Genomic DNA, 12,846 nt, shown 5'->3' with positions numbered 1-12,846 from the left:
CCGCGTAAACAGGCGGTTGCCTTTGTCCGCCGCTCGGGCAATCTATGCGCCATGACCGCCCTTCCCCCCGCCCCGCGCCGGCCCAGCCTGATCACCCTCGTCTCGATTTCGGCCACGGGCGCGCTGTCGATGAACATCTTCCTGCCCTCGCTGCCGGCGATGGCGCGGGATTTCGGCGTCGAATACGGCTTCATGCAGCTGTCGGTCTCGGCCTTCCTGGCGGTCAGCGCGGTGCTGCAACTGCTTTGCGGCCCGATCAGCGACCGCTTCGGGCGCCGGCCGGTGGTGCTGGGCTCCTTCGCGATCTTCCTGCTGGCAACGCTGGGCACGCTGCTGGCGCCCAGTGCCGGCTGGTTCATGCTGTTCCGGCTGGTCCAGGCGGTGGTGACGACCGGCTTCGTCATCAGCCGCGCCGTGGTGCGCGACATCGTCCCGGCCGAGCAGGCGGCCAGCATGATCGGCTATGTCACCATGGGCATGTCGCTGGTGCCGATGATCGCCCCGACCCTGGGCGGCGTGCTGGACGAGACGCTGGGCTGGCAGGCCAGCTTCATCGCCATGGGCATCGCCGGGCTTGGCGTCATGGCGCTTTGCGCCTGGGACCTGACCGAGACGGCGCACGGCGGCGGCGTGCCGCTGCGCCAGCAGGTCGCGACCTATCCGGTGCTGGCCCGTTCGCAGCGGTTCTGGGGCTACGCGCTGGCGGCGACGCTGAGCGCGGGCTCGTTCTATGCCTATCTGGGCGGCGCGCCCTTCGTGGGGCAGGTCGTGCTGCACCTGACGCCGGCCGAGGTCGGCTACTGGTTCGCGGGCCCCTCGATCGGCTATGCGCTGGGGAACTTCATTTCGGCCCGGTTCTCGACGCGGATCGGCATGAACCGGATGATCCTCGTCGGCGCGCTGATCTGCTCGGGTTTCCTGCTGGCGGCGCTGCTGGTGGATCTGGCCGGCGGGCTGACGCCGCTGGTGTTCTTCGGCGCGGTCGGCTTCATGGGGCTGGGGAACGGCATGCTGCTGCCCAATGCCAATGCCGGCATGATGAGCGTGCGGCCCGAACTGGCCGGCACCGCCAGCGGCCTGGGCGGAGCCATGGCGGTCGCGGGCGGGGCCGGGCTGGCGGCGCTGGCCGGCGCGCTGCTGCATGACGATTCCGGCGCCGGGCCGCTGCTGGTGATCATGACCGGCTCGGCCATCGCCTCGATCCTGTTCATCCTTTGGGTGATGATCCGCGAAAGGCAGGTCATCGCCCGCGGCTGACCCCTTGCGGCGGCGCCTTTGCAAAGCGTATTCCTGTCTTTGCAAAGCCAGGAGGTCAGATGGCCACCCAGAAGATCTATGCCGGGGTCGCCCTGCGCGAGACCCGCGCCCGCGCCGGGCTGACCCAGCGCGCCTTCGCCGACCGGCTGGGGGTCTCGCTGCCCTATCTCTCGCAGATGGAGAACAACCACCGGCCGGTCTCGGCCGGGGTGCTGCTGCGGCTCGCCTCGGAGTTTTCGGTCGATCTGGGCGCCATGGCGGTGGGCGATGCCGAACGCATGGTGATGGACATGGCCGAGGCGCTGGCGGACCCGCTGTTCGACGCCACACCGCCCCGCGCCGATCTGCGGCTGGCGGCGACCAATGCGCCGGCGCTGGCCCGCGCCTTCCTGGATCTCTATCGCGCCCATCGCCAGGGACAGGAACGGCTGGCGGCGCTGGACGAGGCGCTTGGCGCCGGTGCCCAGAACGCCACGCCCTCGCCCTGGGAAGAGGTGCGCGACTTCTTCCATTACTGCGACAACTATATCGACGCCGTGGACCGCGCCGCCGAGCATTTCGCCCGCTCGCGCCCCGACCAGCGCCCGCTGGAGCGCGCCATCGCCGCGCTGGCCGAACGCGGCATCGAGGTCACCCTTGCCGAGCTGGGCAGCGGCGCCGTCTATCTGCGCGAGGGCAAGCGCATCACCCTGAACGCCGCCGCCGAGCCCGCGACGCAGGCCTTCCAGCTGTTGCACCTGTTCGCGCTTGAGACCCGGGCCGACCTGCTGGAAGCGACGCTGGAACTGGCCCGGTTCCGCAGCGCCTCGGCCCGCGACATCGCTCGGCTGGGGCTGGCCAACTATTTCGCCGGCGCCGCGATGATGCCCTATGCCCGCTTCCTGCAAACCGCGCGGGCCGAGCGGCACGACCTGGAGCGGCTGGCGCATCTGTTCGGCGCCTCGCTGGAACAGGTGGCGCATCGGCTTTCGACCATGCAGCGCGGCGGGGACCGGGGGGTGCCGTTCTTTTTCGTGCGCGTCGACCAGGCCGGCACCATCACCAAGCGCCATTCCGCCACCCGGATGCAATTCGCCCGGTTCGGCGGTGCCTGCCCGCTGTGGAACGTGCACCAGGCCTTCGAGACGCCGGGCCGCTTCCTGCGCCAGCTGGCCGAGACCCCGGACGGCAAGCGATACCTGCTGCTGGCGCGCGACGTGTCGAAGCCCGGGGGCGCCTTCGGCGCGCCGGTACGGCGCTTCGCCATCGGGCTGGGCTGCGAGATCAGCCATGCCCGCGACATGGTCTATGCCGACGGGCTGGACCTCGGCAATCCGCAGCTGTTCGAGCCGATCGGCGTGTCCTGCCGCATCTGCCCGCGGCCGAACTGCCATCAACGCTCGGTGCCGCCGGTGGACCGGCATATCCGCATCCCGCCTGACCGGCCGGGGCCGCTGCCCTACGAGATCGCCTGAAGCGGCGGCAAACGCGCAGGCCCGCCTCCGGTTCCCCTGTCCGCGCTTCCGGCCCCGCCCAGTCCCCGCCCGACCCGGGCGAACCTTTGCCGATCCCGGCGGTTCTGCCCATTTGCCAGGCAGCGGATTCGCGCGGAACCCGCAAGCCACACCAAGGCGGGGCGGCAAAGATCCGGCGCAACCAACGGAAATGAATCAGACCTGCTTTTAGGCGCTTATCCCCCGAAGCTCGAATATCAATTCCAGGTTGCGGGATAATCGCCGCTCTCCCCCGGCGAATATCCACCCGCCGCGCGCCAGGGCATCGGCGTCAATCCGCCCAAGATCCGTGCAGACGGCCCAGTGCTGTTGCGCTTTGGGCACAGGTCGGATTTATCCGTGCGCAGCGTCACGACCGCCCCTGCTTGGCCGGTCCGGCGAAAACAACATGGACCCGGGACATTGCGCATCACCCATAGCCTGAATTCGGTGCTTGAGCGCTGGCTGCCAGAACAGCGCCTCTTCCTGAAATCGGACAAGACCACCCGCTTCCTGCGGCTGCGTCCGATGACCCAGCTGATCGCACTTGGCGGCACGGCGCTGGTCTTCGGCTGGTCGATCATCGCCAGCTCGATCCTGGTCATCGACGCGATCAGCGCCGGGTCGTCGCGCGACGAGGCGCTGCGTTCCCAAAGCGCCTTCGAGGCCCGGCTGACCGATCTTTCGGCCGAACGCGACAGCCGCGCCGCCGAGGCGGTGGCCGCGCAGAACCGCTTTGCCGTGGCGCTGGACCAGGTATCGCGCATGCAGTCGCTGCTGCTGGAATCCGAGGCGCGCCGGCGCGAACTGGAAACCGGGCTGGGCGCGGTGCAGGCCAGCCTGCAAGAGGTGGTCAAGGCCCGGCACCAAGCCGAGGCTAGCGACGAGGACGGCGCGGCCGCCCCCGCCCGCACCGCCGAGCTGCAGGCCGCGCTGGACATCCTGGCGGGCGAGCTGAAGCAGGCCGCCAGCGCCCGCAGCGAGGCCGTGCAGCAGGCCGAGGACGCCCGCCGCCTGGCCGAAACCGTCACGCTGGAGCGCGACCAGATCGTCGCCCGCAACGACGAGATCCTGACCCAGCTGGAGGATGCCGTTTCCGTCTCGGTCAAGCCGCTGGACGACATGTTCCGCAGCGTCGGCATGAACCCGGACGAGATCCTCAAGACCGTGCGCCGCGGCTATTCCGGCCAGGGCGGCCCGCTGAACCCGGTGGGCTATTCCTCGAGCGGCAATGCCGAGATCACCCAGGGCGAGGCCAAGGCCAACGAGATCCTGATCACCCTGGACCAGATGAACAGCTATCGCATCGCGGTAGAGAAGATGCCGCTGGCCATGCCGGTGCAGGCCGCCTTCCGCTACACCTCGCCCTTCGGCCGGCGCTGGGGCCGGATGCACGAGGGCATCGACATGGCGGCGCCGGTCGGCACGCCGGTCTATGCCACCGGCGAAGGCACGGTGGTCTTTGCCGGCTGGCAGCGCGGCTATGGCAACCTGATCAAGATCCAGCACGAGCTGGGCACCGAGACCCGCTATGGCCACCTGTCCAAGATTCGCGTGAAGGTGGGCCAAAAGGTGTCGCGCGGCAGCCAGATCGGTGATATGGGCAATACCGGCAGATCGACCGGCTCACATCTTCACTATGAAGTCCGCGTGAACGGCCGAGCCGTGAACCCCATGAGCTTCATCAAGGCAGCCCAGAATGTTTTCTAAGACCCGTGTGACCGAACCCGGCCCCCGCACCCAGCCGACCCCCGAGCCCGAAGCCGCGCGCAGCCTGGACACGAGTTACGACATTCCCGCCGCGGCCGCGCCGCGCACGCGCACCACGCCTTCGGTGCTGTCCTCGGACCTGACCGTCACCGGCAACATCCAGACCCAGGGCGACATCCAGGTCGAGGGCACGGTCGAGGGCGACATCCGCGCCCATCAGCTGGTGGTCGGCGAAAGCGCCACCATCCGCGGCGAGATCGTGGCCGAGGAGGTCGTGGTGAACGGCCGCGTCGTCGGCCGCGTCCGTGGCCTCAAGGTGCGCCTGACCGCCACCGCACGCGTCGAGGGCGACATCATCCACAAGACCATCGCCATCGAATCCGGCGCCCATTTCGAGGGCTCGGTGCAGCGCCAGGAAGATCCGCTGGCCAATGGCGTCACCAAGAAGCTGGCGCCCCCCGCCGCGCGCGAGGCCGACGCGGCCGAGTGATCGAGGGATCATCCGGAAAGACGGGCGGCCTGCGCCGCCCTTTTTCATGGCATCGGTTCGGGGTCCGGCATGAGCCGGCGATACATGTGCCAGCTGGCATGGCCCAGCACCGGCAGGACGATGAACAGCCCCAGGAACAGCGGCAGGATGCCGGCGAACAGCAGCGCCGCGATGACCAGCGCCCAAGCCAGCATCACCGGCAGATTCGCCCCCACCGCCTGAAAGCTGGCGATGATGGCCGAGATCAGGTCGACCTCGCGGTCCAGGATCAGCGGCAGCCCGACCACGGTGATCGAGAACAAGAGCGCCGCGAAGCCGGCCCCGACCACCGTGCCGGTCAGCAGCATGACCAGCCCCCGGCCCTGCAGCAGCACCTCGGCCGAGGAGGTGATGTTGGTCAGCGCCGAAACGCCCATGAACAGCGCGAAGGTGGTATGGGCGACGAAGACCCAGAACATGAACATCAGCAGGATCACCATGGCCATCGAGGGCACCTGCCGGTCCTTCTGCGCGACGACCACGGCCAGCACCTCGCGCCAGATCAGCGGCCGGTCGGATTCGATGCGGCGGCTGACCTCGTAAAGCCCGACCGCGGCGAAGGGCGCGATCAGCGGAAAGCCGACGATGAAGGGCATCAGCCACCATTCCTGCCCCGCCGCCGTGGCCACCGCCGTCAGCACCAGCCCGCCCATGACGTAGAAGGCGGCAAAGAGCAGGCCGAAGGCCGGGGCGCGGCGGAAATCCCGCCAGCCCGCCGCCAGCACCGCCGGAATGGCGTCGAAGCCGATCACCTCGGGCAGCGGGATCTCGTCCGGGCCGGGATCGGGCGAGGGATCGGGCAGCGGCGGGCGTTCGGGCTCGGGGATCGGCGTGGGGATCGGCTTGGGGTCGGTATCGGTCACGGCCATCTGTTCCTCCGTCAATGGGCGAAGGTTAGCAGGCTGGCGGCAAAGCGAAAGCCTCAGCGCGCGAAGCGGTCGACCAGCGCGTCCTTGACCGCGGGCGAGACGAATTTCGACACGTCGCCGCCCAGCCGCGCGATCTCCTTGACCAGTTTCGAGGCGATGGCCTGGCGGCGGGCATCGGCCATCAGGAACACCGTCTCGATGCTGGCGTCCAGCGCCCGGTTCATGCCGACCATCTGGAATTCGTATTCGAAATCCGCCACCGCCCGCAGGCCGCGCACGATCACCGTGGCGCCGACATCGCGGGCGCAGTCGATCAGCAGATTCTCGAACGGATGGACGACGATCTCGCCGCTGGAACGGGCGGCGACGATGCGGTCGCATTCCTCGCGCACCATGGCGACGCGGTCCTCGAGCCCGAAAAGCGGTCCCTTGTCGCGGTTTATGGCGACGCCGATCACCAGCCGGTCCACCAGCTCCAGCGCCCGCTGGATGATGTCGAGATGCCCCAGCGTGATGGGATCGAAGGTGCCTGGATAAAGCCCGATGCGCATGATGGGTGCGTCTCCTCGCCGAATATCCGCAGTCAAACAAAGTTCGGCAAGGAAATGCAAGGCCATGCGCCGATCCGGCGATTCGGCGCGGCGGGCGAGCGCCGGGCCTCAGTTGCCCATGATCATGCCGGTCAGCGCCTCTTTCTCGGCGGCGAGCTCCTTGAGCCGGGCCGAGACCGCGTCGCCGATCGAGACCAGCCCCACCATCTCGCCCTGCTCGTTCACCACCGGCAGGTGGCGGAACCGGCCCTGGGTCATGCGGTCCAGGATCACCAGCGCGTCCTCGCCGGTGGCGCAGGTCATCAGCTTGCGGGTCATCAGTTCCGAGATCGGCAACTCGAGGATCGCGGCGCCGCGCTTGCCCAGTTCGCGCACGATGTCGCGCTCGGACAGGATGCCCAGCGGGATCTTGCCGTCCTCGGAGACCACGATCGCACCGATGCGCTTTTCCGAAAGCAGCTTGGCGGCGTCGGCCACGCTGGCATCCGGGGCGACGGTGAAAATCTCGCCGCTGGCTTTCATCGACAGGATCTGGTTCACGAGCATTGCTGTTCCTCCTCGGGTCGGGCTGGCGAAGGCTGCCTCTGGCGCCCAGCGTCACCTCAACCCGCGCTTGCGTCAAGCCCGCTGTTGCAGCGCAGCGATTCAGGGCGAGACCAGCGCCTGCAGCCGCGCCACCTCGGCCCGGATGCCCTGCGCCAAGGCATCCGCCAGCCGGTTCATCCGCTGCGAGCGGCGGTCGTCGGCGTGCCGGATCAGCCAGAAGCTGCGCGTAAGCGAAATCTGGTCGGCCAGAACCCGCCGCACGCCGGGACAGAAGGGAATCGCGAAGTCATGCACGATGCCCAGCCCCGCCCCGACCCGGATCGCCTGCATCTGCACCGAGACCGAGTTCGAGGTCAGCGCCGCCCATTCCGCCCCGGTCTCGGTCAGGTAGTCCAGCTCGCGGTCGAAGATCATGTCGGCGATATAGCCGATCATGCGATGGCCGCGCAGGTCCTCGCGCGAGCGGATCGGCGGATGGGTGCGCAGATAATCCTCATGCGCGGCAAGGTGCAGGTGGTAATCGGTCAACCGCTGCACCACCAGCCGCCCGGCCTGCGGCTGCGAGACGGCGATGGCCATGTCTGCCTCGCGCTTGGACAGGTTGAAGACCCGCGGCAGGGCGACGATCTGGATCTCCAGCCGCGGATGCGTCTCGGAGAGCCGCGCGCAGAGCTGCGGCAGCAGGTAGTTCGCGCAGCCGTCCGGCGCGCCGATGCGCAGCTGGCCGGTCAGGTCGCCCGGCCCGGTCAGCGCCTCCTCGGCGCCGCTCAGCGCCGCCTCGACCGCCTCGGCATGGGGCAGCAGCCGCTCGCCCTCGGGGGCGAGGCCGTAGCCCTGCGGGGTCTTGACGAACAGCTTGGCCCCCAGCGCGCTTTCCAGCCGCGCCACCCGCCGGCCCACGGTCGAGGCGTCGATGCCCAGCCGCCGGCCCGCCCCCGACAGGCTGTCCGCACGCGCCACGGCCAGAAAGATGCGCAGGTCGTCCCAGTCCATGCCCGTCGCCTTTGCAAAAATGCAAAACCCTTTTGCCAGACTTCCTCTTTTTCCGGCAATGCTGCAAGTCTATGATCCGCCCGAAGATGCGAAACCCTCGGGAGGCACCCATGGAAGAACTGAGCCACTGGATCGACGGCAAAGAGGTCAAGGGCACCTCGGGCCGCTTCAGCGATGTGATGAACCCGGCGACCGGCGAAGTGATCGCCCGCCTGCCGCTGGCCACCCCGGCCGAGCTGGACGCCGCCGTGCGCAGCGCCGAGAAGGCGCAGGTCGCCTGGGCCGCCACCAACCCGCAGCGCCGCGCGCGGGTGATGATGAAATTCGGCCAGCTCATCAACGAGAACATGGAAAAGCTGGCCGAACTGGTCTCGCGCGAACATGGCAAGACCCTGCCCGACGCGCGCGGCGACGTGCAGCGCGGCCTTGAGGTGATCGAGGTCTGCATGGGCGCGCCGGCGCTGCTCAAGGGCGAGTTCACCGACAATGGCGGCCCCGGCATCGACCTTTATTCCATGCGCCAGCCGCTGGGCGTGGTCGCGGGCATCACCCCCTTCAACTTCCCGGCGATGATCCCGCTGTGGAAGATGGGCCCGGCGCTGGCTTCGGGCAACGCCATGATCCTGAAGCCCTCCGAGCGCGTGCCCTCGACCTCGATCATGCTGGCCAAGCTGGCGCAAGAGGCCGGGCTGCCGGACGGCGTGCTGCAGGTCGTCAACGGCGACAAGGAAATCGTGGACGCGATCCTCGACCACCCGACCATCCAGGCGGTGGGCTTCGTGGGCTCGACCCCGATCGCGCAATACATCTATGGCCGCGCCGCGACCAACGGCAAGCGCGCGCAATGCTTCGGCGGCGCCAAGAACCACATGCTGATCATGCCCGATGCCGACCTAGACAAGGCGGCGGACGCGCTGGTCGGCGCCGGCTTCGGCGCGGCGGGCGAACGCTGCATGGCGATCTCGGTCGCGGTGCCGGTGGGCGACAAGACCGCCGACGCTCTGATCGAGCGGCTGATCCCCAAGATCGAAAAGCTGAAGGTCGGCCCCTATACCGCCGGCGAGGACGTGGATTTCGGCCCGGTCATCACCAAGGCCGCGCAGGAGCGCATCAACCGGCTGATCGATTCCGGCGTGGAACAGGGCGCCAAGCTGGTGGTCGACGGCCGCGGGCTGAAGATCCAGGGCTATGAGAACGGCTTTTTCTGCGGGCCCTCGCTTTTCGACAACGTGACCCGCGACATGGAGATCTACAAGGAAGAGATCTTCGGCCCGGTGCTCTCGACCGTGCGGGCGCCGAGCTACGAGGATGCGCTGAACCTGGTCATGGACAACGACTATGGCAACGGCACGGCGATCTATACCGCCGACGGCGACACGGCGCGCGACTTCGCCAGCCGGGTGAACGTGGGCATGGTCGGCATCAACTTCCCGATCCCGGTGCCGCTGAGCTATTACACCTTCGGCGGCTGGAAGAAGTCGGCCTTCGGCGACCTGAACCAGTATGGCCCGGACGCCTTCCGCTTCTACACCAAGACCAAGACCGTCACCGCCCGCTGGTTCTCGGGCATCAAGGACGGCGTGGCGCTGAACTTCAAGGCCATGGACTGACGGCTCGGGCGGGCGGGGGCTCTGCCCCCGCGTTCCCCGCACCCCTCGACGGGGTGCAGGGAACGCTCCCCCGGGATATTTGGACAAGAAAGAAGCCGGGGCGGCGGCACCCCCGCCCTTTCGCGCAAGCCTGCAAAACTTGCGCAACATTTTCCGGCCATGACCGGCAAGACACATCATCACGAAAGACATGAGGGGGAGAGCATGGATTTCGCGCTGAGCGAAGAGCAGCAGGCAATATTCGATCTGGCCCGGGATTTCGGGACGGCGGAGATCGCACCCCATGCCCGCGCCTGGGAAGAGGCTGGGACCATCCCGCGCGCCTTGTGGGCACAGGCGGCCGAGCTGGGCTTCGGCGGGGTCTATGTCGGCGAGGATCACGGCGGCACCGGGCTGTCGCGTCTGGACGCCACGCTGGTCTTCGAGGCGCTGGCCATGGCCTGCCCCTCGGTCGGATCGTTCCTGTCGATCCACAACATGTGCGGCGGCATGATCGACAAGTTCGGCACCGACGCGAACAAGGCGCGCTGGCTGCCTGGCCTGTGCAGCATGGAAAAGGTGTTCTCCTATTGCCTGACCGAGCCGGGCTCGGGCTCGGACGCCGCGGCGCTGCGCACCCGGGCCGAGCGGGTGCCGGGCGGCTGGAAGCTGAACGGCACCAAGGCCTTCATCTCGGGCGGCAGCTATTCGGATTGCTACCTGGTCATGGTCCGCACCGGCCAGGACGGGCCGCGCGGCATCTCGACCATGGTGGTCGAGGCCGGCACCCCGGGCCTGAGCTTCGGCGCGCTCGAACAGAAGATGGGCTGGAAGGCGCAGCCGACCGCGCAGGTGCAGTTCGACGATTGCGTGATCCCCGAGGAGAACCTGATCGGCGAGGAAGGCCGCGGCTTTGCCTATGCCATGGCCGGCCTGGACGGCGGGCGGCTGAACATCTCGGCCGGGGCACTTGGCGGCGCGCAGGCGGCGCTGGACGCGACGCTGCGCTACATGGGCGAGCGTCGCGCCTTCGGTCAGACGCTGGACCAGTTCCAGGCGCTGCAGTTCCGCCTGGCCGAGATGGAGACGGCGCTGCAATCCGCGCGCATCTTCCTTCGCCAGGCAGCCTGGAAGCTGGACCGGGGCGAGCGCGACGCGACCAAGTTCTGCGCCATGGCCAAGCTGCATGTGACCGACCGCGCCTTCGAGGTCGCCAATCAATGCCTGCAACTGCATGGCGGCTACGGCTATCTTGCCGATTACGGGATCGAAAAGATCGTGCGCGACCTGCGCGTGCACCAGATCCTGGAAGGCACCAATGAAATCATGCGGCTGATTATCGGCCGCGCCCTGCTGGCGGAGCGTGACTGAATGACCGAGATGATCATCCGCAAGGACCGCCGCGCCGGGCGGCTGACCTTCAACCGCCCGCAGGCGCTGAACGCGCTGAGCCACGAGATGGCGCTGGCCATCGACGCGGCGCTGCAAGAGTGGCGCGACGATCCGGAGGTGGCGCTGGTCGTCATCGACGCCGAGGGCGAGCGCGCCTTCTGCTCGGGCGGCGACATCGCCGCCGTCTATCGCGCCGGGCTGGAGGGCGACCACCGGGTCGGGCGCGAGTTCTTTCGCGACGAATACCGCATGAACGCGCGGATCGCCGAGTATCCCAAGCCCATCGTCGCCTTCATGCAGGGCTTCGTCATGGGCGGCGGCGTCGGCGTCGGCGGCCATGCCAGCCACCGCATCGTCGGCGACAGCACCCAGATCGCCATGCCCGAGACCGGCATCGGCCTGATCCCGGACGTGGGCGGCAGCTGGCTTCTGGGCCATGCGCCCGGCCGCTGCGGCGAATATCTGGGCCTGACCGGGGCGCGCATCGGCGCCGGCGACGCGATCTTCACCGGCTTCGCCGACAGCTATATCCCAGAGGCGGAATGGCCGGCGCTGATCGACCGGCTGGCCGAGACCGGCGACGTGGCCGCGATCGCGCCCCACCCCCGCCCCGAGGCGCCGCTGGAAGGCCGCGACCTTTCGGCCTTCGGCGGCCATACCGTGGCCGGGATCGTCGCCGCGCTGGAGGCGGCGGGCGACGAGGCGGCGCTGAAGCCCTTGCGCCGCAACTCGCCCCTGTCGATGGCCGCGACGCTGGCGCTGGTGCGCGCGGCGCGCGGCGATGCCAGCCTGCGCGACAGCCTGGCGCGCGAGCTGCGCTTCACCGCCCGCGCCACGGCCGAAAGCGATTTCCTGGAAGGCGTGCGGGCGCAGATCATCGACAAGGACCGCAATCCGCAATGGTCGGCCGATGCCAGCCCCGCGCATGTCGCGGCGATGCTGGCGCCGCTGGGCGAGGATGAAATCGAATGGGAGGACCGGACATGAAGATCGGATTCATCGGCTTGGGCAATATGGGCGGCCCGATGGCGGCCAATCTGGCCAAGGCAGGGCACGCGGTCGCGGGCTTCGACCTGGCCGCGCCGATGCCCGAGGGCGTCGTCAAGGCCGCCAGCGCCGCCGAGGCGGCGCAGGGCGCCGAGGTAGTGATCACCATGCTGCCGAACGGCGCCATCCTGCGCGCGGTCGCGGAGGAGGTGATTCCGGCCATGACCGCGGGCGCGGTGTTCTGCGACTGCTCGACGGTGGACGTGGAAAGCGCCCGCGCGGTGGCGGCGCAGGCGCAGGCGGTGGGCTTGGGCGCGCTGGACGCCCCGGTCTCGGGCGGGGTTGGCGGCGCGACCGCCGGCACCCTGACCTTCATGGTCGGCGGCTCGGCCGAGGCTTTCGACAAGGTGAAGCCGCTTTTCGACGTCATGGGTCAGAAGGCGGTGCATTGCGGCGCGGCGGGCGCCGGCCAGGCGGCCAAGATCTGCAACAACATGATCCTGGGCGTGACCATGATCGCCACCTGTGAGGCCTTTGCGCTGGCCGACAAGCTGGGGCTGGACCGGCAGAAGATGTTCGACGTGGTCTCGACCTCCTCGGGCTACAGCTGGACGATGAACGCCTATTGTCCGGCGCCGGGCGTGGGTCCGCAATCGCCTGCAGACAACGGTTACAAGCCGGGCTTCGCCTCCGAGCTGATGCTGAAAGACCTGCGGCTCAGCCAGCAGGCCGCCGAGGCCGCGGATGCCGACACGCCGATGGGCGAGCTGGCCGCCGCCCTCTATGCCCGCTTCGTCGAGGACGAGGACGGAAAGGGCCGCGACTTCTCGGCCATGCTGCCGAGATTCGAAAAACGTCACCGGCACGACTGATTTCTCGCATTCGTGAGGGAGCCGATCAGGGGTTTGCGGCGTTTAATCCCTGATCAAGATTATCGTGCCAGGCTGGAGC

General features: G+C 68.6%; 12 protein-coding genes. 8 read left to right on the top strand and 4 right to left on the bottom strand.

Going from position 1 to position 12,846, the window contains the following annotated elements; all coding sequences use genetic code 11:
* Positions 1 to 51 precede the first annotated feature (51 nt).
* From L632_RS0106950 to L632_RS0106935, 4 genes are all read left to right on the top strand, one after another.
* A complete protein-coding gene (locus tag L632_RS0106950) occupies positions 52 to 1,257 on the top strand; it encodes a multidrug effflux MFS transporter (RefSeq protein WP_028716533.1) in 1,206 nt (401 codons plus the stop codon).
* Positions 1,258 to 1,316: 59 nt separating this feature from the next.
* Positions 1,317 to 2,711, top strand: a complete 1,395-nt coding sequence (locus L632_RS0106945; protein ID WP_028716532.1) for a short-chain fatty acyl-CoA regulator family protein — start codon at positions 1,317 to 1,319, stop codon at positions 2,709 to 2,711.
* Positions 2,712 to 3,152: 441 nt separating this feature from the next.
* On the top strand, positions 3,153 to 4,439 hold the full coding sequence (locus L632_RS0106940) for a M23 family metallopeptidase (protein ID WP_028716531.1): 1,287 nt from the start codon (positions 3,153 to 3,155) through the stop codon (positions 4,437 to 4,439).
* The gene (locus L632_RS0106935; RefSeq protein ID WP_028712839.1) at positions 4,429 to 4,929 is read left to right on the top strand and encodes a polymer-forming cytoskeletal protein; all 501 of its coding nucleotides are present in this window, start codon (positions 4,429 to 4,431) and stop codon (positions 4,927 to 4,929) included. The genes L632_RS0106940 and L632_RS0106935 overlap by 11 nt, the downstream gene beginning before the upstream one ends.
* Before the next feature lie 44 nt (positions 4,930 to 4,973).
* Here the strand turns inward: L632_RS0106935 and L632_RS0106930 are convergent, their stop codons facing one another.
* The 4 genes from L632_RS0106930 to L632_RS0106915 form a co-directional block, all read right to left on the bottom strand.
* Entirely contained in the window at positions 4,974 to 5,837 is an 864-nt protein-coding gene (locus tag L632_RS0106930; RefSeq protein WP_084637817.1) for a DUF2189 domain-containing protein, read from the bottom strand.
* A gap of 53 nt (positions 5,838 to 5,890) precedes the next feature.
* The gene (coaD, locus tag L632_RS0106925; protein WP_028716530.1) at positions 5,891 to 6,388 is read right to left on the bottom strand and encodes a pantetheine-phosphate adenylyltransferase; all 498 of its coding nucleotides are present in this window, start codon (positions 6,386 to 6,388) and stop codon (positions 5,891 to 5,893) included.
* 108 nt (positions 6,389 to 6,496) lie between these two features.
* The gene (locus L632_RS0106920) at positions 6,497 to 6,934 is read right to left on the bottom strand and encodes a CBS domain-containing protein (RefSeq protein WP_028712842.1); all 438 of its coding nucleotides are present in this window, start codon (positions 6,932 to 6,934) and stop codon (positions 6,497 to 6,499) included.
* A gap of 99 nt (positions 6,935 to 7,033) precedes the next feature.
* Entirely contained in the window at positions 7,034 to 7,927 is an 894-nt protein-coding gene (locus L632_RS0106915; RefSeq protein ID WP_028712843.1) for a LysR family transcriptional regulator, read from the bottom strand.
* Between the two features lie 110 nt (positions 7,928 to 8,037).
* Here L632_RS0106915 and L632_RS0106910 point away from each other — a divergent pair, with 110 nt between their 5' ends.
* The 4 genes from L632_RS0106910 to mmsB all read left to right on the top strand — a co-directional run bounded on the left by L632_RS0106910 (position 8,038) and on the right by mmsB (position 12,767).
* Entirely contained in the window at positions 8,038 to 9,537 is a 1,500-nt protein-coding gene (locus L632_RS0106910) for a CoA-acylating methylmalonate-semialdehyde dehydrogenase (protein ID WP_028712844.1), read from the top strand.
* A 204-nt stretch (positions 9,538 to 9,741) separates the two neighbouring features.
* Entirely contained in the window at positions 9,742 to 10,887 is a 1,146-nt protein-coding gene (locus L632_RS0106905; RefSeq protein WP_028712845.1) for an acyl-CoA dehydrogenase family protein, read from the top strand.
* Positions 10,888 to 11,895, top strand: coding sequence for an enoyl-CoA hydratase/isomerase family protein (locus L632_RS0106900; RefSeq protein ID WP_028712846.1), 1,008 nt, complete (start codon positions 10,888 to 10,890; stop codon positions 11,893 to 11,895). It begins immediately after the preceding gene.
* Positions 11,892 to 12,767, top strand: a complete 876-nt coding sequence (mmsB, locus tag L632_RS0106895) for a 3-hydroxyisobutyrate dehydrogenase (RefSeq protein ID WP_028712847.1) — start codon at positions 11,892 to 11,894, stop codon at positions 12,765 to 12,767. The genes L632_RS0106900 and mmsB overlap by 4 nt, the downstream gene beginning before the upstream one ends.
* Positions 12,768 to 12,846: the final 79 nt, after the last annotated feature.

It is taken from the genome of Paracoccus sp. J39 (assembly GCF_000518925.1).
Classification (GTDB): Bacteria; Pseudomonadota; Alphaproteobacteria; order Rhodobacterales; family Rhodobacteraceae; genus Paracoccus.
Note: the sequence above shows the minus strand (reverse complement) of the source record. Positions and strands in the feature narration are given on the sequence as shown.